This window comes from Paenibacillus sp. FSL R7-0331 (assembly GCF_000758645.1).
Classification (GTDB): Bacteria; Bacillota; Bacilli; order Paenibacillales; family Paenibacillaceae; genus Paenibacillus_AQ; species Paenibacillus_AQ camerounensis.
The window spans coordinates 5696644-5715476 of record NZ_CP009284.1 but is presented as its reverse complement, the minus strand read 5'-3'; the positions used below and the strand labels follow the sequence as shown (position 1 = coordinate 5715476).

35 protein-coding genes are annotated in these 18833 nt (G+C 48.1%); 32 read left to right on the top strand and 3 right to left on the bottom strand.

Going from position 1 to position 18833, the window contains the following annotated elements; genetic code table 11:
• Nucleotides 1-22: 22 nt before the first annotated feature.
• From R70331_RS24675 to R70331_RS24650, 6 genes are all read left to right on the top strand, one after another.
• Nucleotides 23-310 (top strand): hypothetical protein, encoded by a 288-nt coding sequence (locus R70331_RS24675; RefSeq protein WP_042180180.1) that lies wholly within the window; start codon nt 23-25, stop codon nt 308-310.
• Between the two features lies 1 nt (nt 311).
• A complete protein-coding gene (locus tag R70331_RS24670; RefSeq protein ID WP_042180178.1) occupies nt 312-530 on the top strand; it encodes a hypothetical protein in 219 nt (72 codons plus the stop codon).
• Nucleotides 520-873, top strand: a complete 354-nt coding sequence (locus R70331_RS24665; protein ID WP_042180175.1) for a hypothetical protein — start codon at nt 520-522, stop codon at nt 871-873. Before R70331_RS24670 ends, R70331_RS24665 begins: the two co-directional genes overlap by 11 nt.
• Nucleotides 874-1716 (top strand): M15 family metallopeptidase, encoded by an 843-nt coding sequence (locus tag R70331_RS24660; protein ID WP_042180172.1) that lies wholly within the window; start codon nt 874-876, stop codon nt 1714-1716.
• Nucleotides 1717-1718: 2 nt separating this feature from the next.
• A complete protein-coding gene (locus tag R70331_RS24655) occupies nt 1719-1931 on the top strand; it encodes a phage holin (RefSeq protein WP_042180169.1) in 213 nt (70 codons plus the stop codon).
• Between the two features lie 143 nt (nt 1932-2074).
• Nucleotides 2075-2479: a YhjD family protein gene (locus R70331_RS24650; protein WP_052419204.1), complete on the top strand. Its 405-nt coding sequence runs from the start codon at nt 2075-2077 to the stop codon at nt 2477-2479.
• Nucleotides 2480-2492: 13 nt separating this feature from the next.
• On the opposite strand, the gene R70331_RS24645 is transcribed toward R70331_RS24650, so the two are convergent.
• Entirely contained in the window at nt 2493-2711 is a 219-nt protein-coding gene (locus R70331_RS24645) for a helix-turn-helix domain-containing protein (RefSeq protein WP_042180166.1), read from the bottom strand.
• 204 nt (nt 2712-2915) lie between these two features.
• Between R70331_RS24645 and R70331_RS24640 the strand changes: the two genes are divergently transcribed.
• From R70331_RS24640 to R70331_RS24630, 4 genes are read left to right on the top strand one after another with little or no spacing between them, the layout of a single operon-like run.
• Nucleotides 2916-3539 (top strand): hypothetical protein, encoded by a 624-nt coding sequence (locus R70331_RS24640; RefSeq protein ID WP_042180163.1) that lies wholly within the window; start codon nt 2916-2918, stop codon nt 3537-3539.
• Nucleotides 3532-4059: an accessory gene regulator ArgB-like protein gene (locus tag R70331_RS24635; protein ID WP_042180160.1), complete on the top strand. Its 528-nt coding sequence runs from the start codon at nt 3532-3534 to the stop codon at nt 4057-4059. Before R70331_RS24640 ends, R70331_RS24635 begins: the two co-directional genes overlap by 8 nt.
• On the top strand, nt 4056-4181 hold the full coding sequence (locus tag R70331_RS32375; protein WP_269322228.1) for a hypothetical protein: 126 nt from the start codon (nt 4056-4058) through the stop codon (nt 4179-4181). Before R70331_RS24635 ends, R70331_RS32375 begins: the two co-directional genes overlap by 4 nt.
• Before the next feature lie 14 nt (nt 4182-4195).
• Nucleotides 4196-4579 carry a LytTR family transcriptional regulator DNA-binding domain-containing protein gene (locus R70331_RS24630; RefSeq protein ID WP_042180157.1) on the top strand — a complete coding sequence of 128 codons (384 nt, stop codon included), beginning with the start codon at nt 4196-4198 and terminating at the stop codon, nt 4577-4579.
• 291 nt (nt 4580-4870) lie between these two features.
• Here the strand turns inward: R70331_RS24630 and R70331_RS32555 are convergent, their stop codons facing one another.
• Both R70331_RS32555 and R70331_RS24620 read right to left on the bottom strand, forming a co-directional pair.
• Complete coding sequence (locus tag R70331_RS32555; RefSeq protein WP_042180153.1) at nt 4871-5098, bottom strand: helix-turn-helix domain-containing protein; 228 nt, start codon at nt 5096-5098, stop codon at nt 4871-4873.
• A gap of 192 nt (nt 5099-5290) precedes the next feature.
• Nucleotides 5291-5683 carry a helix-turn-helix domain-containing protein gene (locus R70331_RS24620; protein ID WP_042180150.1) on the bottom strand — a complete coding sequence of 131 codons (393 nt, stop codon included), beginning with the start codon at nt 5681-5683 and terminating at the stop codon, nt 5291-5293.
• Nucleotides 5684-5894: 211 nt separating this feature from the next.
• Here R70331_RS24620 and R70331_RS24615 point away from each other — a divergent pair, with 211 nt between their 5' ends.
• The 22 genes from R70331_RS24615 to R70331_RS24515 all read left to right on the top strand — a co-directional run bounded on the left by R70331_RS24615 (nt 5895) and on the right by R70331_RS24515 (nt 18829).
• Nucleotides 5895-6122, top strand: coding sequence for a helix-turn-helix domain-containing protein (locus R70331_RS24615; RefSeq protein ID WP_042180147.1), 228 nt, complete (start codon nt 5895-5897; stop codon nt 6120-6122).
• Nucleotides 6106-7056, top strand: a complete 951-nt coding sequence (locus R70331_RS30720; RefSeq protein WP_052419203.1) for a ParB N-terminal domain-containing protein — start codon at nt 6106-6108, stop codon at nt 7054-7056. The genes R70331_RS24615 and R70331_RS30720 overlap by 17 nt, the downstream gene beginning before the upstream one ends.
• Complete coding sequence (locus R70331_RS24605; RefSeq protein WP_042180144.1) at nt 7057-7494, top strand: hypothetical protein; 438 nt, start codon at nt 7057-7059, stop codon at nt 7492-7494.
• Entirely contained in the window at nt 7491-8012 is a 522-nt protein-coding gene (locus R70331_RS30715; protein WP_052419202.1) for a sigma-70 family RNA polymerase sigma factor, read from the top strand. Before R70331_RS24605 ends, R70331_RS30715 begins: the two co-directional genes overlap by 4 nt.
• 17 nt (nt 8013-8029) lie before the next feature.
• Entirely contained in the window at nt 8030-8308 is a 279-nt protein-coding gene (locus tag R70331_RS24595; protein WP_042180141.1) for a DUF7667 family protein, read from the top strand.
• Nucleotides 8269-8478 (top strand): hypothetical protein, encoded by a 210-nt coding sequence (locus R70331_RS31725; protein WP_156131192.1) that lies wholly within the window; start codon nt 8269-8271, stop codon nt 8476-8478. The genes R70331_RS24595 and R70331_RS31725 overlap by 40 nt, the downstream gene beginning before the upstream one ends.
• Nucleotides 8469-8663 (top strand): hypothetical protein, encoded by a 195-nt coding sequence (locus R70331_RS24590; protein ID WP_042180138.1) that lies wholly within the window; start codon nt 8469-8471, stop codon nt 8661-8663. The genes R70331_RS31725 and R70331_RS24590 overlap by 10 nt, the downstream gene beginning before the upstream one ends.
• Complete coding sequence (locus R70331_RS31720) at nt 8635-8913, top strand: hypothetical protein (protein WP_156131191.1); 279 nt, start codon at nt 8635-8637, stop codon at nt 8911-8913. The genes R70331_RS24590 and R70331_RS31720 overlap by 29 nt, the downstream gene beginning before the upstream one ends.
• A gap of 29 nt (nt 8914-8942) precedes the next feature.
• Nucleotides 8943-9110, top strand: coding sequence for a hypothetical protein (locus R70331_RS31715; RefSeq protein WP_156131190.1), 168 nt, complete (start codon nt 8943-8945; stop codon nt 9108-9110).
• Between the two features lie 105 nt (nt 9111-9215).
• Nucleotides 9216-9410, top strand: coding sequence for a hypothetical protein (locus R70331_RS24580; RefSeq protein ID WP_042180132.1), 195 nt, complete (start codon nt 9216-9218; stop codon nt 9408-9410).
• Nucleotides 9411-9680: 270 nt separating this feature from the next.
• On the top strand, nt 9681-11312 hold the full coding sequence (locus R70331_RS24575) for an AAA family ATPase (RefSeq protein WP_042180129.1): 1632 nt from the start codon (nt 9681-9683) through the stop codon (nt 11310-11312).
• Between the two features lie 3 nt (nt 11313-11315).
• On the top strand, nt 11316-12077 hold the full coding sequence (locus R70331_RS24570; protein ID WP_042180126.1) for a RecT family recombinase: 762 nt from the start codon (nt 11316-11318) through the stop codon (nt 12075-12077).
• A complete protein-coding gene (locus tag R70331_RS24565) occupies nt 12046-12873 on the top strand; it encodes a PD-(D/E)XK nuclease-like domain-containing protein (RefSeq protein ID WP_081947737.1) in 828 nt (275 codons plus the stop codon). The genes R70331_RS24570 and R70331_RS24565 overlap by 32 nt, the downstream gene beginning before the upstream one ends.
• A complete protein-coding gene (locus R70331_RS24560; protein ID WP_052419201.1) occupies nt 12873-13211 on the top strand; it encodes an HNH endonuclease in 339 nt (112 codons plus the stop codon). Before R70331_RS24565 ends, R70331_RS24560 begins: the two co-directional genes overlap by 1 nt.
• A 182-nt stretch (nt 13212-13393) precedes the next feature.
• Nucleotides 13394-14158 (top strand): hypothetical protein, encoded by a 765-nt coding sequence (locus R70331_RS24550; protein ID WP_042180120.1) that lies wholly within the window; start codon nt 13394-13396, stop codon nt 14156-14158.
• An 18-nt stretch (nt 14159-14176) separates the two neighbouring features.
• Complete coding sequence (locus tag R70331_RS24545) at nt 14177-15097, top strand: replication protein (RefSeq protein WP_042180116.1); 921 nt, start codon at nt 14177-14179, stop codon at nt 15095-15097.
• Entirely contained in the window at nt 15030-15419 is a 390-nt protein-coding gene (locus tag R70331_RS24540; protein ID WP_197071361.1) for a replicative helicase loader/inhibitor, read from the top strand. The genes R70331_RS24545 and R70331_RS24540 overlap by 68 nt, the downstream gene beginning before the upstream one ends.
• Nucleotides 15409-16758, top strand: a complete 1350-nt coding sequence (locus tag R70331_RS24535; RefSeq protein WP_042180110.1) for a replicative DNA helicase — start codon at nt 15409-15411, stop codon at nt 16756-16758. Before R70331_RS24540 ends, R70331_RS24535 begins: the two co-directional genes overlap by 11 nt.
• Nucleotides 16730-16990: a hypothetical protein gene (locus tag R70331_RS24530; protein ID WP_042180107.1), complete on the top strand. Its 261-nt coding sequence runs from the start codon at nt 16730-16732 to the stop codon at nt 16988-16990. Before R70331_RS24535 ends, R70331_RS24530 begins: the two co-directional genes overlap by 29 nt.
• A gap of 2 nt (nt 16991-16992) precedes the next feature.
• Nucleotides 16993-17697, top strand: a complete 705-nt coding sequence (locus R70331_RS24525; RefSeq protein WP_042180104.1) for a sigma-70 family RNA polymerase sigma factor — start codon at nt 16993-16995, stop codon at nt 17695-17697.
• Nucleotides 17697-18344, top strand: a complete 648-nt coding sequence (locus R70331_RS24520; protein WP_052419200.1) for a hypothetical protein — start codon at nt 17697-17699, stop codon at nt 18342-18344. Before R70331_RS24525 ends, R70331_RS24520 begins: the two co-directional genes overlap by 1 nt.
• An 11-nt stretch (nt 18345-18355) precedes the next feature.
• Nucleotides 18356-18829: a hypothetical protein gene (locus tag R70331_RS24515; protein ID WP_042180102.1), complete on the top strand. Its 474-nt coding sequence runs from the start codon at nt 18356-18358 to the stop codon at nt 18827-18829.
• Nucleotides 18830-18833 lie beyond the last annotated feature (4 nt).

The following is an 18833-nucleotide window of genomic DNA, read 5'->3' as shown; positions in this document are numbered from 1 at the left end:
CATAGAGAAAGGGGCGGGGAGTATGGATGTACCAAGCTTAGCAGACGCCCTATCGCTGGCTGATAAGTACGGTATTGGCTGGGTGTTTGCGCTGGGTGAGGCGCTGCTGTTGGTGGTTATTGGCCGTTGGCTAGTGCTGGGAAAGCTAGTGCCGGGGAAGTCACTGGAGAAGGCAGAACGGCAGCGGGATGAGGCTATAGAGAAAGCATTATCCGCGATCAATGCCTTAGAGCGGAGCAGTGAGGTCATGAAGAATATGAAGCCCGCGGAGCTGCCGGGCGGCCCGGGTGATCAGGATGGAGGTGGTTAAGGTGTTGCGTATCAGCCTGTTTGATATCTTACGCAAGATTCCGGCCGTTAAGCGGAAAGAGGCCGAGCTGGAAGAGAAGGACCAGGAGGTGCGCTGGACGGTACGCCGGTTTGACGATCTGGACGAGCGGCACAAGGAGGTCGTGCGGTCCAATGGCTTCGCCGGCGCTTTTATTTATGACCACAGTACACAGAAAGAGGGGAAGCAATATGCGCGCTAACGACACTATTACTTTAATCGGCTATGCGTTATCGCTGATCTGCATCGTTTATATCACGGCATCCATGCATGTATATTTTCGAAAAAAATATCGTCAAGGTGTGGTAGGTATGGGGCTGGTGCTCGGCATGCTGATGTTTACGGCCTACGCTCTGGAGCGGCTGCTGGGATTTGTAATACGGCTTGGTAAAACCGAGGGATGGAGTGGCCACTACTTCCGATTGCTGCAGGATTGGGGCTGGACAATCGGTGTGATCGGCACGACAGTAACCCTGATTGCTTTGGCCGTATTGGTGCAGGGCAGGGACTTGTCGCTGTTTTTTGAACGGAAGGGGCGGAAATAAATGCTGACACTGGCTCAAGTAAAGCTTAAATCACAGGCCCGGCTTGTTGATCTGCACCCGGTGGTTGTGGCAGCTGCTGTAGCACTTATTGAGCGCAGCTACGCTCGGGGAGTTCAGATCATCATTACACAAGGGTACCGGTCCAAGGCTGAGCAGGACGGGCTCTATGCGCAGGGCCGCACGAAGCCGGGCAGCATCGTTACAAATGCCCGGGGCGGTTACAGCTATCATAACTATGGGCTGGCTGTTGATTTTGCACTGCTGCTGCCGGACGGATACAGTGCGTCCTGGGATATGAAGCGTGACGGCGACAAGGATGGCATTGCCGATTGGCAGGAGGTTGCACAGCAGGCTAAGGCGCTCGGGTTTGAATGGGGAGGAGACTGGATGAGTTTTAAGGACTATCCTCATTTTCAGATGAGCTTTGGCCTGTCGATTACCAAGCTGCTGGCAGGGGCCCAGCCGACACCGGCTCAGACTGCTGCAGCGTATGCCGTTATAGATAAATTACAAGAGGAGGCGGACGAATTGTCCCAAGCAGAAAAACAGGAGCTTGCCGCGCTGCGATCTGAGGTTAAGGAGCTGAAGGATGTTGTGGCTGGCCTGACCAAGAGTAAGGATATACTTAAGGATCAGGCACTGCAGCAGGCCGGAGAGATTAAAGGACTGAAGGACAAATCGTCCATGCTGAAACCACCAGCCTGGGCACAGCCGGCCATTGACGCAGCGGTTGATGCTGGTCTGCTGGATACCCCGGCAGGCGGGAGTTACGACTTTTATCGGACCCTGACAGTCCTGTACCGGGCTGGCCTGCTCATTACAATCCATGAAGGAGGCAAGTAATCATGAACAGCAAATGGCGGAACTATGGTATGTGGGTATCCCTGACGGCAGCGGTGCTGCTGGGTGTACAGGCAGTTGGAGCAATTTTCGGGGTGGAACTGGCTCCGGAGAAGTACGATGAAGTTACGGCGGCGGTGAATGCCGTACTGGGTATTCTGGTCGTACTGGGTATTGTAAGCAACCCGGAGGCTGGTAAGGGATACACAGACAAATGATTTACAGATTGTCCCATACATGATAAGATGAATCTACCAAAACCGGAAGTACCGGTGAGAAGCCTCTGCCCTGTGCAGGGGCTTTTTTTGTATGGATAAAAGAACATCCGTTCGCGTATAATAAGGCCAAGGAGGCGATATCCGTGAGCGACCAGAATACATACGGCAGTACGATGTTAAGCAACGAGGAGCGGGAGATGGTCCGGGATCTGATCCTGCTGCCTTACATAGATACAATGGTGGGCAAAAGCATTGAGGAAATCGAGCGTTCAGGTAATATGCTTAAGCAAACATACCTCTTGGCCGGGCGCTACGTACAGCAGCGGATCATGCAGGACATGTTAAAACTGAAGCAGGAGTTGAAGCGGCGGAACATCAAAGTGGTGGACGATGCTAATGAGGATTTTTTATTGTACTACTTGATTTATTTCCGGGGATATCAAGAGAGGTTTGGAATGACCAGGGATGTGATGCGTACTCAGATCAGCCTGCGGCTTACCGAGTATACAGCGGAGCTGGGTGGAGTGTTAAAAGACAATCTAAAATAAAAATAAAACCCCGTCAGGACTGCTCTGGCGGGGTTTCTAGTACCAATAGTTCAGAAATGCTGCAACCAAGATATACGGTTATCCTTGTGAGCAATTCACGGGGATATCGCTCCATATTGTCATTGTAAAGGTCTTGGACAGCCCCCAGCCGATACTGAATATCCCTTGCTACTTGCCGCACAGACAGCCCTTTGGCATCGATAAGCTCTTTGGCATTTGATTTTATTCGCATGCTGCAACCCTCCCACAATCAATATAATCTGATACACAAAACGTGTCAATTAATTATTGACTCGTTAAACGTATCATGATATATTTAGTTCACGGATGAAACGTTAAACGTATCACATAGTGAGATACATATTTCTATACCATGTAGGTCTTCAGATATATAATTGATTCGTGAAAGAAATTTATGTCAGGAGTGTTGTGTGCAATGTTGGAGCCATTATATTTTATGCTTTTCTCGAATCTAGAAGCATTTGCGTGGTGTGCGATCTGTATGTCCTTATTCAGATTCAAGATTCAGGAATTCGCTTGGCAATCGCTTGTAGTAGTGACTTTAATGAATCTTCAAAGTTTTGTGCTTCGCAATGAGTTGTCGCTTTCTTACCTGGTGCCTTTCATTAACATAATATTTGTGACACTTCTGTTTGCAGCAATTGTACGTATGCCTCTGCTCGGAGCTTTAACAGTATCGATTGCCGGCTTTGTTGTATTTGGTCTCGTACAAGCAGTAATAGCGCTTTTGTTGTTCGGTTCCATTGACGGGGTAGGGGAATCTGCAATGAACGGGTACATGTTACAAATCGCTACGGCAATCATCGTTTTGCCAATGTCATGGCTCCTCTACAGGTATGGATATGGATTTTCATATAGCTTTGAAATCTTTAGGTTTAAGAATGAACGAACCCTATTAATTGTTACCATCATTGCTTTTATGCTTGCCATTACAGCTGTTCTTTATCTCAATGATTTATGGTTTGTTATTGCACTTTTTGTACTATCGTTAATGTTTTTTCTCAAGTACGCAATTCAGAAGGAGAAGACTTATGATTGAGTGGATGGCTGGAAGAATGGCTGAAGGCATAAAGAAGCGGGCACCCGATCATCCCGCATCAGTGGCGGTAATGAGACATGCTCTTGCTGTTCTGATTAACACGATATCAATATTGCTGCTGTCGATTGCCATCGGTGCAGCAACAGGTAAGTTGCTGGAGGTATTGGTTGTGCTGATATCATTTGCGGCGCTTCGGATGGTGTCAGGGGGTGTCCATCTTGAATCAGGGACATGGTGCGTGATAATTACCACTGTCGGAGCAACAACGATTTCTCATTTAGAATTTTCTCAAGGCTGGACAATTGGTTTAACCATAGCTGCTATAGTTTTGGCAGCATGGTTTGCACCAACTGACATACACAAGCAATCTCGGATACCTCAGGAACACTATCCGAAATTAAAGGCTATCTCAGTGCTGATTATAGCTAGTAACTTTATCGTGGGTTCTTCAATTGTAGCAGCTAGTTTCTTTGTTCAAACTGTACTTTTAATTCCTGGAAGGGGGGTGAAAAATCGATGAAAACATGGAATCTGGTATCGTCCGCTTTGTCTCGTGTAGCTGATGCAACTGTAACTCCTGCGAGTGTGCTGTTTGTCTATGGCAAGGAAGCTCCAAAAGAGCTGCTGGAAAAGAAAAAATAAATGGGGATGACTACATGGATATCTTGTCGGTAACCCGAGACGTTGAAGGTTCTGGCGGATTAGTCCAGTTGCCAATGAGGGATATAGCGTATATGGAGTTTGAGAGGCCGATCAATCGGGTCGTTGTACACACTCCGGACCGAAAATATTATCTCATGGGAACTTTGCAATATTGGCATGGTGCCATTTTAGCTGCCGGTCATATGAATTTCATTTCAGTAGATCGAACAAATGTTGTTAATATTGACCGGATCAGGTTTATGGATGATATCCGTCATATAGCTTACTTCGACCAACTACCAAGTATAATCTCGAAAAAATGTACTTTAACAAAGATAAAATTCGATGATATTGCAATAAGGTTGGGTGTTGTCTTTGCGAGAGAAAGCTATATATAATAACTGGAGCTGCAGAAAAATGCAGCTCTTTTTTTGTGCAGTGGGAATTATAGCACAATCCAAATGTAATTTGTTGTCGAATTATCGTGTCGAGTTGACTTTTTTCGTCTAGACGATAATTTCTGTACATCCATCAAAATATGGGATTTAATATAAATACAAGAGGATATCACACGATAAAAAGGCCTTGACGGCCTTAGAGGGAAGTGCTTGCTGTTGAGGGGTAAAATGAACACAATAGATAATTTGTTAAGTATTGATTAACATTCTGAGCGGGGTAGAGTAGAAAATCTACTCTTGCCTATCACCAGACCAATTCAAAACGTATAAATCAGTTACTCGACAATTAAGATAATGAGCAGCATTTATCGCAAACTCTAGAGACATAAACGCGTCTCCAGATATGAGCTGGCTAACGAAAGATCGCGAGCATTTCATATGTCTTGCGAAATCAGCCGGTCTTATGCCCTTCTCTTTAAGTCGATCTGGTAACAGACATTCCCCGAGCAGGAATGCCATAGTAATCTCCTTTCTGGAAAAGTGTTCGTGTTTTGTTCGTGTTTTTGTGTTATTATTAATGTGCTAACTGAGTGCATACAAAAGCTTGGAAGGGGCTAGCCAATATGAATGAAATAGACCTATTAGTATACATAGCCGCACTAAAAGATCAAGGAGTGGATACAGCAGAAACAGAAAAAAAACTGGAAGATATTATTTCTTCCAGCGTTTCAGAGCCGCCTCCAGTAAGTCAATAATATCATCAGCCTCTTCCTTCGAAAGCGTATGACCTTTGTATGTAAGTGTATATTGATTTAAGCGTTCGATAGGGATATCCGCAAGCTCTGACTCCTCATGGAGATCGGGGCTTTTTGCGTCTTCGCCCACTTCCTCGTATTGGTTAACGTCAGTAACCCCAATTAGATAATCCACAGTCGTATGTAGAATTTCTGTTAGTTTCCCAGCAATCTCTGCGGTGAGTCTTCGTTCCCCTTTTTCGATATCGTAGTAATACTGAGGCGTTATTCCTAGTTCCTTCGCAACAGCAATCCCACTTTTCTTTCTCTCTTTTCTCAACTCTTTTAATCGATTATTCGGGCTAGACATCTTCAACTCTCCTTATCAGCATTTTGCTTAATTTTATTTTAGCATTGCCGAAACTGAATAGCAATAAACATAATGCTGATAAACAAAGAAAATTTAAGCAATGTGATGAAATTTTGAAATAACAGGTCATTATATAAGCAAAATGCTTATTTTTGAACGTTTACGGATGTAAGCATAATGCTTATTATTTGGTCCATGGAGGTGAGCACGAATGAATTTCACACAAGCGGTTGAAGCGGCCATGGATGCAAAAGGCATGACAAAGGCCAGCCTTGCAAGAGCTACTGGACGAAGTTATCAGTATATCAGTGATTTGTTGAAGGGGGAGCGCAGGTGGCATGAAGCGATCATAAATGAAGTTTGTGAAGCGCTCGGAATGCAAGTGAGTTTCCAGATATCTAATCAGGTAGAGGAGGTTGAACATGTTAACTCCGATTAGAAAAATCAATATCGGTACCCGTATCCGTGAAGACATGGGTGACATCGCCGGGCTGGCAGAAAGCATTGAGGCCCGAGGATTACTGCATCCAATCATAATCGACGAAGCAGGCAACCTCATAGCTGGTCATCGTAGGCTGCAGGCGCACATGCTGTTGGGCCGTGAAGAAGTTGAAACCCGAACAATCGCTGATCTGACTGAAAAGGAAAAACGCCTGATTGAGCTGGAGGAGAATACAAAACGCAAAGCATTGACCGAATATGAAGCATCAAAAAACCTAACTGAATTGGCTGAAGCGGCAAAGGAAGTGTTGAGGGAAGAAATTTTACCAACCGTTGGTGAAAATTCAAAAACTGCTGGAAGGCCTAGCAAACCTGACTCGGAAGCGAAAGTATCTGATCTTCTGGGCGTTCCGCAGCAAACATTGAATTTAGCAAAGCATCATGTTAATGCAGTTGAAAAGTATCCGGCATTAGAACATGTAAATAAGCTTGAGGCTATTTATACAGCACGTGATCCAGAAAAGGCTGAGGCCTATCAGAAGGCAGTTGAGGACTTTCCGCAGCTTGGAGAAGCGAAAGTTCCGGTCGATCTTGCTATCAGTGGAGCTGAGAAGCTTCGGCAGGCACCTCCGGAATTGGCTAAGGAAAGGCTGGATAAATTGACCGACGATGAGAAGAAATTTGAGCTCCGTAAGCAGTTAATTGATGAACAGTACAGGGATGCCAAGATCATCAACAGTTTGATTGAGTCAGCAGTGAAAATACGCGGCATGGTCACTGAAGAACGGATGCTTAACTGGATGGAAACTAAGCGTGACCGCAGTGAAATTGAGTTGGGCATGAGTCAGGTCCAGGGTGGCATCGATGAGCTTCAGCGGCTGAAGGACAAAATGAAGACTGCCTTAAAAGGTCCTCGAAGGGTGGGGAAGTAAGTGGACAAACGAAATCTTGACCGGGAAGATCGGACGGAATTCATCCTGGGCTTCATGAGCAGAAAGTTCACCATTGAGGAAGTTGTTGCTTTCCTCGAAGAACGGATTGTTCTGGATGAAGAAAAGATGCGTAGGGATGCTATCAGATCAAAGGCACGGCAGCTAATCGGCAGTTTTAAGGACGGAGACGGCGTTCGCCTAATCGCAGCGTACGATGAGTCATCTGACAACGAACCTCGCCGAATGGTCTATCAGGTAATTGATAGTTGCAATGACACACAAATCCTTGATCGGCAGATTTTCAATATGGTCAGGAATCGTGATGGGGCAGATAAGCTGATCCAAAAGGCTAAGGCTAGAAAAGAGAAGCTTATTAACGATCCTGACCTTTTTAACTTTTTTGACTTCAACGACTTAGGAAAAGAGGAATCCCAATGAGCACATTAGAAGCACCGGCACGGCAGCTGACATCGGACGAATTGATCATTAACAATATGGGCCTTGTCGGATCAGCAGCAAAGCGGGTTAACCAGACAACTGGAGCTGATTACCTGGAACTGTTCCAAGAAGGATCAATCGGCCTTATCAAAGCAGCCCGCAGTTTCAAGGTAGACATGGGCTTTAAGTTTGCCACATACGCAAACAGATGCATCGTAAATCAGATGCTGGACTACCTAAACAAGGGAAAGCAGAGTATCCAATGTATCAGCCTTGAGACCGTCCCGCATTGGTACGAAAGGGCAGGGGAGTATGCAGCTGACTTATCCCGGGTTGAAGTTGATATGGCCGCAATACAAAGTATGACGGCCAAACAAAAGCATCTGATATCACTGCTCTGCTCTGGATATAGTCAAAGGCAAGCGGCGGCGGAGATGGGGCTGACCACGGGCAGCGTTCAGCGACTTATTAAAAAGGCTCGGAGTAGCTACGAGCAGGCTTCTGGGTTCAGGTTTTAAGAAAGGGGAATGTACAGATGGCAATCGCGATTCACTCCTCACACCGGCGGCTGGCGGAATTGTTCCTGCAATACAAGAAAGGCACATTCAGTGTTTTCCAGATGGCTGAGTTGCTGAAATTCTTACAAGAAAACTGTGACTTGGTATTTGAAGTTGACGGTCTGAAAGAAGCGGCTTATGCAGCACAGTGTGCTGGAAATATGGAACTGGTTCAGCACTTTACATTAAGACTCGAAGAATTGGAGGAATCGTTGAAATGGGAACATCTGAAAGCTTACTCCACAAAGCGGAATTGATCAGGTACCACCGCGAGCAAATGTGGTACTGGACGCAAGCATTGCAGCAGGCCAAAGAAGCCAAGGACGAAAACATGGTGCGGCAGGCCATCCGGGAACGGCGGGAGCACACGAACGCACTGCTGTCGCTCTGGGCTACAAAGGCTGAAGAGCTGGCAGTATGCGTATAGATGATGAACTGCTCGACAGGCTGGGGGATTACTTCATCGATCACCGTATTGGATATGCCTTCAACATCACCTTTGAGCAGTTCTTGGAAGAATTCCAGAGAGGTCGCTGGCAGATCGCAGCTCTACTGATTTCGTGGAAGGGAGTACCTAAAGCATATGACCATCATTATCCGCAGCACTGTTAAATGCCCTTATCCTAATTGCGGTCATACAGGCGATGTAATTACCGCCTTGCACTGCCGAACAGCGCACAACATGGAGCGCAAGGAACTGTTCGGGAAATACGGGAAGCCTGAAGGTGTCAAATTTGACACGCAGGCAGAGAAGAAAAACTTAGAACGTCACGTGATGCCAAAGCCACTGAATACAGGGTATCCAAGCAATACGGCTCATGCGAAGGACATGCGGACTTCAAGAAGCAAAAAGAAGAGGTAATCATTGCTGCGGGATGGGAGGTGAACACTATGTTGAAAGAAGTCACTGAGCTGGTCGGGAAGACTGGAACACTTACTCAGTCCATCACAATCACCGGAGCTTTCCTGGGGGAAAACGGTAGGGTTGATGTCCTGGTAAAGGACGATCACGGCAATGAATTCTGGGTTGAGCACGGTCCTAATGTATCACTGATTTAAAGCGGGTTTTTCATAGCCCTATTATTTTTTTGCCAAAAACGGGGTTTTGCGTGCAAATACAGTCAGAAAGCGAGGTCTTAAATCCTTATGGATCCACACGAAAGAATGGAATTCGAACTGTCAAATGATTCTCTTATGAAGGCTTTACCAGCGCTGCTTGGAGCTTATCCATCGGTAGCAAGGGCGCTCAAGGCTTACTTCGATGAACTGGTTAAAGTGGGTTTTTCGGAAGCACAGGCCCTTCACATCATTTCTGTTCAGGGTGTTATGGGCGGTCTCAATGGCGGCAATGGCAATTAACTTTATTGGGAGGGAATGCATTGGAACTCACCAAATGCAACTGCGGTAACATCGCAGATTACGCGGTCCATTCGGATGCTCAACCCAAATGTCTGATCTGCATGCTGGAAGCAGTAGACGTCCCTCTGGCGGTCATGGTTCGTACGCTTGATCCGTGGGAGAAGGAACCGCCCACAAAGAAATAACGCTCCCGGCTGCAACCAGGAGCGTTAACAAAGCTTTAGCTAAAATTCACGGTCACTATACCACAAAAATTAGGAGGCTGTAAAGATGCTGCATATCAAGAAGCTAGAAGTTAAGAACTTCCTGGGCATTACAGAATTTGAATTCAGTCCTGGAAAGATCACGAAAATCTCAGGTGATTCCGGTGTAGGAAAAACCAGTTTAATTGAGGCTTTGGAAAAAGCACTGACGAATGTTTCCCGGCGCAAAGAGGTTATCCGTCACGGGGAAGATGAGGCGCAATTGTTCGTCGAGTTGGATGATGGCCTTCAAGTAACACGAAAACTCCGGACTGAAAAGGCTGATTACATCAAAGTAAAACATGCATCAAAGGCAGTCAGCAGCACTGAGGGTTTCCTTAAGCAGTTTATCAACGGTGACATCTTCCGGCCAATTGAATTCATTCATAAGGATCCAAAGGAGCAAACAGAAATCATTCTTAACATGCTGCAGGTCGAGTGGACAGTAGACAGCATTAAAGCCTGGTTCGGCGAGTTGCCGGAGGCTGATTACCAGCTGCATATTCTTCAGATTCTTAAACAGATCGAAAATCTGTATTATGCGGAACGGAAATTCATTAATGGCGAAATCAATCTGCTGCGGGCCAACATCGAAGGGATCAAGCGGGATTTGCCTCCGAACTATGATGGTGAACAATGGCGTGGGGTCAACCTGCAGGAACTCTACCGTAAGCTCTCCGACGCAGAGGATTCCAACAAGCGACTTGAAGAGGCGCAGCGCCTTGTCGATGGGTTGGCCCTTCGGGTAGATGATATCCGGCAACGGGCGGCAACAGCGCGGGAAGGTAAGCGGCTGGAATACAACCGGCAGCGGGACAGCCTGCAGACATCAATCTCTACGATCAACCGAACTATTGAAGACGAGCAGGCCAAAATTGATGCCGTTGACCGCCGGATCAGTGATGAGCAAATCCGGTTGGACAATCAGCTGCAGCAGGAGATTGAGCGGCTGAAAGCTCAGTTCACTGCCAAAAAGCAATTTGCGAAAGATACGATCCAACAGGAAGCGGATCAGTCCCGGGCCTTTATCTCTGAATATCAGAGCCAGCTTTCAGAGGCCAGTACCAAGCTTAGCAATGTAGGTGCTCTGGAACAGAAGGATATTGAGCGTATCGATGAGTACGAGCAGCAGCAGATCGAGCTGGAGCAAACAAAGACTGGCAACGCGCAGCAGATTGTGTCTGAAACGGAATGGTCTGATCCGGCGCCATTGAAAGCGGCGGCAGACGAGGCCACACGCATGAAAGAGTTCCTTCGGGAGTGGGAGCGGATGAATGATATCATCCGGGAGAAGTTGACCCCTAAGGAAGAGCGCAGCGCTTCGCTGACAGCCAAGATTACAACTGCCAGAGATTTGCCTAAGGAGATCCTTAAGACAGCTGCTCTGCCAGTAGAGGGGCTGGAGATTGATGAGAAGGGGAATATCCGGATTAACGGCACGCTGCTGGATGGGTTGAGCGAAGGAGAGTCAATGGAGTTTGCGTTCAAGCTTGCCAAAGCGCAGGCCGGGGAGTTGAAGGTGATCTGTGTTGATGGTTGGCAGAACCTCGGCAGCCGGCAGCAGGAAATCATTTCGGCAGCTGCTGCAGATGACTATCAATATTTTGTACTTGAAACGGTAGAGGGTAAGCCACTCACTACTGAGCCATTGGAGGGATAAACAGTGACTATAGCTATCGAAACCCAAGTGCAAGAGACGCTGGATAGAATCCTTGATTCTAAGCACGACGCCCTTCCCTCTGACTTCAATAAGAAGCGGTTCTCAGAGAACTGCAAGGTGTATGTGTTTGACGACAAAGACCTTCATAAATATACCGCTGATGAAATTGCAGCCAATCTGTTTAAGGGCGCGGTACTGGGTCTGGACTTCCTGGCTAAAGAGTGTCACCTAATCTCGGGTGGTGTCGATCTCAAATTCCAGACTGACTACAAAGGTGAAATGAAGCTCACCAAGAAATACAGTATCCGCCCGCTGCTGGATGTGTATGCCAAGAACGTGCGGGAAGGCGACGAATTCAGGGAAGAGGTCATTGAAGGCCGCCAGGTTATACACTTTGCGCCCCGGCCGTTCAATACCAGCAAGATCATCGGTAGCTTTGCAGTGGCTTTCTTCCATGACGGCGGGATGGTGTGCGAATCAATACCGGCTGGAGAGATTGAGGAAATCCGCAAGAATTACGGAAAAGCGCTCGGGGATGCCTGGGATAAGAGCCAAGGCGAAATGTACAAACGGACGGTGCTGCGCCGGCTGTGCAAGACCATTGAAACAGACTTCGATGCAGAGCAGCGGTTGGTCTACGATGCGGGCGGGGCGTTTGAATTTACAAAGCAGCCGGCACGATCCCGGCAGCAGAGCCCGTTCAATCCTCCAGAGGAAAGCGAGGTGATCCAGAATGACCGAGCTGCTGAAACTGACCAAGGATAATTACTTCTCGCCGGAAGCCAGCAGGCAGTATATGAGTGTCAGCCAGTTCAAAAGCTTCGTGCCTGCCTACGGCGGCTGTGAGGCGGCGGCATTGGCAAAGCTGGCCGGAGATTGGGAAGACCCCGAGAAGGATGCGCTGGAAGAGGGCAAGTTCATCCACGCTTGGAACGAAGGCACGCTTGAAGAATTCAAGGAGAGCAACCCGCAGATGTACAGCAGCCGCGGGGCTACTAAGGGAGAGCTGAAGGCCAATTTCAAACGATGCCTTACTATGATCGAGGTGCTGGAGTCCGACCCAATGGTCAAGAAGGTGCTGGCCGGAGAGAAAGAGGTCATCCTGACAGCGGAACTGTTCGGGATCCAATGGAAGGCCATGCTGGACAGTTACCAGCCTGGTGTCGTGTTCGCGGACCTCAAGGCAATGAAAGATATGGACGGCAAGCACTGGAATAAAGAATCTCAAGCCTATGAAAATTTTATTGAGCACTACGGGTACAGCATCCAGATGGCGGTGTATGCCGAGGTTGAGCGCAAATCACAAGGACGTGCTGCTGAGGAATGGCTGCTGCCTCATATGGTTGTCGTAACAAAGCAAGACCCGCCGGATCACGAGATTTTATATTTTGATTTTGACGCGATAGCGGCAAGCCTGCGGGTGGTGGGCAACCACATTGAGCGTGTGAAGCAGGTCAAGTCCGGAGAGGTTGAGCCGGTTAGGTGCGAATCCTGCGAGTACTGCCGGGTGACCAAACAAATCAAACGCATTAAACACTTTTCCGAATTGAGCCTGTACTAATGAGCGTCTTTGGCTTTGACCCAGTCCCTAAGCCAAAATTTGGCCGGAAGAGCGAGAAGCGGGGAGCCCGCGGCAAGTTCACCGACGAGATCATGGAAGACATCTTTCAGCGGGATGGATACAGGTGCGTGAAATGCGGAACTGGCCGTGATTTGGAACACAAACCGCATCATGTGGTATTCCGGTCACAGGGTGGGCCGGGCACTGTAGACAACGGTGTTACGGTCTGCCGGGCCTGTCACCGCTGGGCGCACAAATCCCGTGAAGGTCGGATCTGGTTTGAGCAGTTCATCATACGGCTGTACGGCAGCCTAAACGGAGCTGATCCCCATGAGTGAGGCGGCACAGGTTGAAATCCACATCCGGCTGCTGGACTGCCAGGTCTGCGGCAGCGAGATCAACCCGGACCGTGAAGAGTATTTAGGCCGGACCCGGGTTTGCCCTCGCTGCTATGGTGCTCTGACATCAGGGAAAGACAGGAAGGCCCGGAAAATAAAACTCAGGAACTGAGGTGCTATGAATGGTAGTAGTGATGGAAATTCAAGTTTTTGATACGTGCAAGGTTGTTGAATCAGGGAAGTATCAAGCGCGACTACTTATTGACGAAAATAAAATAATTCTCTTCGCTGGCTTGAAGAGCTGGCCTGCTCAGATTGTTAGTGGCACTCATGCCGGCACAGTTATTCGTCACGTTGACTACATTAAGACTTCTGATTTGCCTGCATCATCGGAAGTGCAAATGCAGAACACCAGGATGATTGAACAGTTGGCTGAGGCAGCACGGAAGATTACAGCATGCAATAACCGAACTCTTCAACTTGAAGAAGAACTCAGGGTTGCCGGATTGTCACTTGTCAGTCAGCGTAATGAACTCGAAGTGGAGCGCAACGGCAAGAAGAGGGTAAAGCTGCCTAAAGAAATTGTAGAAGCATTGCAAATTTGTGCGACAGCAGGATTGAAAGGAACGAGGCTCATTTCTTACCTTCCAGTCACTAACCAACTGTTCATAGACTTTGATCGCATTGTAATAGAATCCTTGGATAAAATTCGAGATTTTTGTTTCAAGGACTCAAACGAACCTGATTTGATTTTGAAAGCTATGGTCTACGGATATACTTCTGTGCCGGAAAAGAATGGACTCAAAGAATATCGGAATGAAGTTACCCGCATTATTCAAAAGTGGTGGAACACGATTCCTCCCGCAGACGGTAAGCATGATCCCGAACGTTTGACTGATCAGATTTTCGACTACTTACAGAATGAGGATGGCAAACTGCCCTTTTAAAGTAAAGCAGGTGAGGTTATGGAAGGGCCACAACTAGAAGATGGTTACACCAGGGTAGCTAATGAAATTTTAGAGCAGGTGGCAAGACGGAAGTTTAACGCCACTCAGTTGAGAATTATCATGATTATCTGGCGGTACACCTATGGTTACCGCCGGAAGGATCACGACTTTGCTCTAACGTTCCTGCAGCAGCTCACCAGCCTCCCTGCCAGCACTGTTAAGAGGGAGGTGGGGCTGCTCATTAAATCGCAGGTTCTCATAGTCACCCAGAAAGAAACGAGCGTGTTACCCCGAAGGCTGTCATTCAATAAACATTATGAGCAATGGATCATACAGAAAAGCGGTGATGAGATGGAACAGGAACATGACTTGTTTACGTCATCCGAGGTATCAGATTTGAGCCCTCAAGAATCGGGGGATTCAGAAACCCGAGGTATCAGATTTGATACCCCCGAGGTATCAGATTTGAGCCCCCAAGTAGAGGTTTCGAGGTATCAGATCCGACCCCCATTAAAAGAAATAAAGATCTTAAAGAAAAGCTTTAAAGAAAAAAAAGCGATGTTTGATGATTTCTATCAAAACTACCCTCGCAAGGTATCGAAGGATGCTGCAAAAAAGGCATGGGAAAAGCTATGCAAAGCAGGGGACTTCGACCCGGATATCGCCATTCATAATACAGGCAATTTCGCGGAGACCTGCAAGCTGCTTGAGACAGACAAAAAGTTCATCCCGCATCCTTCGACCTTTTTAAACCAGAAACGATTTGATGATTATCCGGTGGTAGACCCGGAAGGCATGCTGAAGCCAGTTGAACAATCACAGAAGACGGGCAGCGTGCTGGACCGGGCTTTACAGAGGGAGGTGGAGGGCATTGGATCGGGTCGGCGTGACGTTACTGCTGAAGTACTTGTCGGCAGCTTACCGGAGCTTTGTGATTAGCGATGATGAAGTCCTGGACGTAATCGGAGTATGGGAAGACATACTGCGCGACATCCCTAATGAAGATGTGATGCAGGCAGCCCGCAGGCTGTGCCGAGAGAATAATAGCTTTGCACCGACTCCGGGGGAAATCTATCAGGCCTGTATTCAGAGTGGCAAGGAAATGACTGTCTATCAAATCCAGCAGCAGGAGCAAGAGCTGCGCATGCTGGAACTGCAAGAGTATCACGAAACGGAGAAGGTCGGGCCGATGCCGGACCATGTACGGGAAAAGCTCGACGCAATCTTTAAGAAAGCGCGGGTGACTGAAGATGAATCTTGATGCAGAGCGGGCGGTGCTCGGGTCACTGCTAAAAGATCATGCACTTATGGATGACTGCTTCCTCGGTCCGGATGATTTCACGGAAGAAGAAGAAGACAACCGGCTGCTGTACAAAGTGCTGCAGTATGCCAAAGAGAACGCGGACGGCGCGGCTGATCCTTTCGACCCTATTGTATTGGTGTCAAGATGGGGAGCCAGGCTGCAGCGGATCGGCGGGCTGACGAGACTCATGGCTTTGCGGGATGCCGTTCCCAGTACGGAGAGCTTCCTTTACTACCAGCGAGCAGTCCGGACAGAGCGGATACAGCAGGATCTGGTTCACCTGGGGCGGCAGATCGCAATCAATGGCGGCGGTGACATCGCAGAGCTTAAAGCCAAGATGGAACAGCTGGAAGAGCTGCTGCAGGGAGAAAGCGGCGGGCCCGTTCACATGGCCTCTCTTCTCGAAGGGCATGAAAGAGTCATCGCAAAGCGGGCCAACAGCGGAGGTATCACCGGAGCCAAAACAGCGAGTGAAGGCTTTACTCAATTAAGCAAAGGTCATCAAATCGGCGACCTGGAGATACTGGCCGGGCGACCCTCAATGGGGAAAACGCTGTTCATGGTCAATGACATGGATGCTGTAACAAGCTCCGGCTGGGCTGATGTAGTGTTCTCTCTGGAAATGGGAGCTCTTGAGATTGTCGAGCAGATGGCTTCCTGCATCGGGGGGATTCAAAAGGATAGAATCGCCTCCGGCCAGATGTCCGATAACGACTGGATCAGATATGGTGATGCACTGGAGATCATCGCAGGCCGCCATCTGTTCATAGACGATAAGCCTGGGACTACTGTTGAGTACATCCGCAGGCAGGTGAAGTCCTTGAAAAAGAAACATCCCGGCAGACGTTGGGTGATTCACATCGACTTCCTTCAGTTCATACAAACGGAAAAGAACTTTGATAGCACCAAAGAACGGATTGGTTACATCACAAAGTATCTCAAGCGCATGGCGAGGGAACTGCAGGTGAGTGTGGTTTGCTTGTCAGCTGTCGGCCGGAACTGTGAACAGCGTCCAGATAAACGGCCACTTATGTCAGACCTGCGTGATTCAGGGGATATTGAATCGGATGCGGATATCGTGGCTTTTATTTACCGGGATGAGTACTACTACCCTGAAAGCCCCAAAAAAGGTTTCGCAGAAGTCATTATCGCGAAGGGCCGAAAGATTGGAACAGGAACGTTTGATATGGGTTTCTCGCCTGGAATCAGCAGATTCATTAATTTGACCAAGGATGAGAGATACAAGCTTGCTGAGAAGGTGAGGGAGCATGAGCAGCAGCGGTCGAATCGAAGATGAGACGGGGTATGAAAGTTCGCTTGCTTGGCTAGTTGAGAAGGCCAAACTGCTGGATGACCCGTTAACTCTTTCCAAAGCAGAACGCATAAAGCTGCAGCGCACCTACGATTTTGTAGAGCAGAGAGTGTTGGAGTACAGGCGCGGCCAGTTGCTGCTGACTGAGCCCTGGCGCCGGAAGATTTACGATGAGGCCGGATTGAAATACCAAGAATTTAACGGAGGGAAGGGGTAGCGATGCCAGTAACAGCCGACCTCCAGCAGGCAGGGCCGAGATATTATAACCCGCATTTAGGTGATGTGGATGAGTTCATTCTTAGATATAAGGCATTGGTCTTCAGCGTGGCCTACAAGTGCCAACGCAGAACCCGTTTGAAAGTTGATGTGGAGGATTTAGCTCAGGAAGGGTTCGTGTCCTTACTGAGAGCTTATTCCGATTTCGATCCGGCCAGAGGTGAGTTCACAACATTCGCTGTACCACGAATGCGCGGAAGGATTATGAATTACATCAGGGATAAGGTTCCAATTGTTCGAGCTCCGAGGAATATTTATTACTTGGCTGGCAGCATTCTTCTCCACAAGAAAGCAGACATGAGCCCGGATGAACTAGCTAAAGAGTTTAGGTGTCCAGTGGATCATGTAAATAAGGCGTTGGAACAGATAGAGACAGCAATCCATCTATCACTGTTTCAGGGCTCCGATAGCAAGAGTGAACTTATAGATTCTTTCGTAACTGAGGCGGATTACACAAGGATTTTCGTCCACGACTTTAAGCAAAACATATTAACTGAGAGGGAAAAATTTGTGCTGGAACTGTCTCTTTCAGGCATTTCCCAGCAAGTAATAGCAGAGCATCTGAATTGCTCCCAGATGACTGTAAGCAGGGCTTATCAACGGGTACAAAAGCGGGCTGCCAAATACTTTGGGATCGAGGTGACCTGATGCGGTTTGTAGGAATCGACCCGGCCACGACCACGGGCTTTGTCGCTCTGGACGAAGAGGGCAATGTCCTGGTAGCAACCGATGTCCGCGGAGAGGGTAAGCGAATCCCCGGAGGGATCAGCACCGGTATGCTGGTATCGCTGGAGAACAAGGTGTATAACCTGCTGCGGCCCGGCGACATCATCGCCATAGAGGAACCAGCAGTACACACTCAGATGGCCGTCACAGCCGGGATGATCCACGGCGGATTACGATCCATGATCTATCGAAAGGAGCTCGAATTCGTTGACGTCAATCCGCAGCGAACCAAAGGATTCGTTAACCGGAATCAGCGGGTGGAATCGTCAGAGAAAAAGAAGCACGTGGCTGCCGGGGTGTTAGAGCATTACGGGTTCGAGCACAGCAGCGATAACGTGGCAGATGCTTATATCATTGCCAGGATTGCTCAGGCAGTGTACCGGGTTAAAAATGGCGCGAGCTTGGACTTGTACACATCTTATCAACAAAGGATTATTCAAGCCATACTACAGCCTGAAGCTAAGCCGCCAAAGTCGAAGAAAGGAAAATCACAAACCGTCAAACGCCCAGGGAAGCCTGCGGCGGCGGGCAGTCACATCCAAAATACAGAACAGACGCTCTTATTTTAAGGAGGGAAGGCATGTCTAACCAAGTTGAAGCTATTGTCACATTTAATGACGGAATCGCTTATGTGCTTTCTCAACCCGTGGAATTCACTTACTACAAGCAAGGAGATTTAATCATCGGTTTGGATGACACCTGCACGTTTGTGAGCTGCTATTTCTACGAAAGACCATCAATGGGTTTTAAGGCCTTTGGCGGCAGGGAGTTCGATATCACACTTGAGAATGGCGAAGTAATCCACTGTGACGGCCAATGGTGGGATGGCGGTTATCAAAAAGCAGAAAAACTGCTCGGTGAGGAATTAGTCAGAGTTACTTACGAGGACATAGAGTCTTTGAAAAAATGCTATGTCTTTAGCGGATGTAAAGCAATAGCCAGCAGCTTATCCAAGCTTCGCGAGACTTATGACGGCGAGGTGCAAGGCTACTGGGCATATGAAGCTCTTTTAAAAGGGCGGGATAAACCTATTAGGGAAGATAGGAAGCAGTAAGGAG

Excerpts from the sequence above, each read along its gene's own strand:
- R70331_RS24640 (WP_042180163.1), top strand. The coding sequence starts at position 2,916 with ATGTTGGAGCCATTATATTTTATGCTTTTCTCGAATCTAGAAGCATTT.
- R70331_RS31720 (WP_156131191.1), top strand. The coding sequence starts at position 8,635 with ATGACCATCATTATCCGCAGCACTGTTAAATGCCCTTATCCTAATTGC.
- R70331_RS24675 (WP_042180180.1), top strand. The coding sequence starts at position 23 with ATGGATGTACCAAGCTTAGCAGACGCCCTATCGCTGGCTGATAAGTAC.
- R70331_RS24530 (WP_042180107.1), top strand. The coding sequence starts at position 16,730 with ATGAGCAGCAGCGGTCGAATCGAAGATGAGACGGGGTATGAAAGTTCG.
- R70331_RS31715 (WP_156131190.1), top strand. The coding sequence starts at position 8,943 with ATGTTGAAAGAAGTCACTGAGCTGGTCGGGAAGACTGGAACACTTACT.
- R70331_RS24525 (WP_042180104.1), top strand. The coding sequence starts at position 16,993 with ATGCCAGTAACAGCCGACCTCCAGCAGGCAGGGCCGAGATATTATAAC.
- R70331_RS30720 (WP_052419203.1), top strand. The coding sequence starts at position 6,106 with ATGTTAACTCCGATTAGAAAAATCAATATCGGTACCCGTATCCGTGAA.
- R70331_RS32555 (WP_042180153.1), bottom strand. The coding sequence starts at position 5,098 with ATGGCATTCCTGCTCGGGGAATGTCTGTTACCAGATCGACTTAAAGAG.
- R70331_RS24550 (WP_042180120.1), top strand. The coding sequence starts at position 13,394 with ATGGTAGTAGTGATGGAAATTCAAGTTTTTGATACGTGCAAGGTTGTT.
- R70331_RS24580 (WP_042180132.1), top strand. The coding sequence starts at position 9,216 with ATGGAATTCGAACTGTCAAATGATTCTCTTATGAAGGCTTTACCAGCG.
- R70331_RS32375 (WP_269322228.1), top strand. The coding sequence starts at position 4,056 with ATGAAAACATGGAATCTGGTATCGTCCGCTTTGTCTCGTGTAGCTGAT.
- R70331_RS24620 (WP_042180150.1), bottom strand. The coding sequence starts at position 5,683 with ATGTCTAGCCCGAATAATCGATTAAAAGAGTTGAGAAAAGAGAGAAAG.
- R70331_RS30715 (WP_052419202.1), top strand. The coding sequence starts at position 7,491 with ATGAGCACATTAGAAGCACCGGCACGGCAGCTGACATCGGACGAATTG.
- R70331_RS24645 (WP_042180166.1), bottom strand. The coding sequence starts at position 2,711 with ATGCGAATAAAATCAAATGCCAAAGAGCTTATCGATGCCAAAGGGCTG.
- R70331_RS24660 (WP_042180172.1), top strand. The coding sequence starts at position 874 with ATGCTGACACTGGCTCAAGTAAAGCTTAAATCACAGGCCCGGCTTGTT.
- R70331_RS24590 (WP_042180138.1), top strand. The coding sequence starts at position 8,469 with ATGCGTATAGATGATGAACTGCTCGACAGGCTGGGGGATTACTTCATC.
- R70331_RS24565 (WP_081947737.1), top strand. The coding sequence starts at position 12,046 with ATGACCGAGCTGCTGAAACTGACCAAGGATAATTACTTCTCGCCGGAA.
- R70331_RS24665 (WP_042180175.1), top strand. The coding sequence starts at position 520 with ATGCGCGCTAACGACACTATTACTTTAATCGGCTATGCGTTATCGCTG.
- R70331_RS24630 (WP_042180157.1), top strand. The coding sequence starts at position 4,196 with ATGGATATCTTGTCGGTAACCCGAGACGTTGAAGGTTCTGGCGGATTA.
- R70331_RS24535 (WP_042180110.1), top strand. The coding sequence starts at position 15,409 with ATGAATCTTGATGCAGAGCGGGCGGTGCTCGGGTCACTGCTAAAAGAT.
- R70331_RS24575 (WP_042180129.1), top strand. The coding sequence starts at position 9,681 with ATGCTGCATATCAAGAAGCTAGAAGTTAAGAACTTCCTGGGCATTACA.
- R70331_RS24615 (WP_042180147.1), top strand. The coding sequence starts at position 5,895 with ATGAATTTCACACAAGCGGTTGAAGCGGCCATGGATGCAAAAGGCATG.
- R70331_RS24560 (WP_052419201.1), top strand. The coding sequence starts at position 12,873 with ATGAGCGTCTTTGGCTTTGACCCAGTCCCTAAGCCAAAATTTGGCCGG.
- R70331_RS24545 (WP_042180116.1), top strand. The coding sequence starts at position 14,177 with ATGGAAGGGCCACAACTAGAAGATGGTTACACCAGGGTAGCTAATGAA.
- R70331_RS24595 (WP_042180141.1), top strand. The coding sequence starts at position 8,030 with ATGGCAATCGCGATTCACTCCTCACACCGGCGGCTGGCGGAATTGTTC.
- R70331_RS24635 (WP_042180160.1), top strand. The coding sequence starts at position 3,532 with ATGATTGAGTGGATGGCTGGAAGAATGGCTGAAGGCATAAAGAAGCGG.
- R70331_RS24515 (WP_042180102.1), top strand. The coding sequence starts at position 18,356 with ATGTCTAACCAAGTTGAAGCTATTGTCACATTTAATGACGGAATCGCT.
- R70331_RS24520 (WP_052419200.1), top strand. The coding sequence starts at position 17,697 with ATGCGGTTTGTAGGAATCGACCCGGCCACGACCACGGGCTTTGTCGCT.
- R70331_RS24655 (WP_042180169.1), top strand. The coding sequence starts at position 1,719 with ATGAACAGCAAATGGCGGAACTATGGTATGTGGGTATCCCTGACGGCA.
- R70331_RS31725 (WP_156131192.1), top strand. The coding sequence starts at position 8,269 with ATGGGAACATCTGAAAGCTTACTCCACAAAGCGGAATTGATCAGGTAC.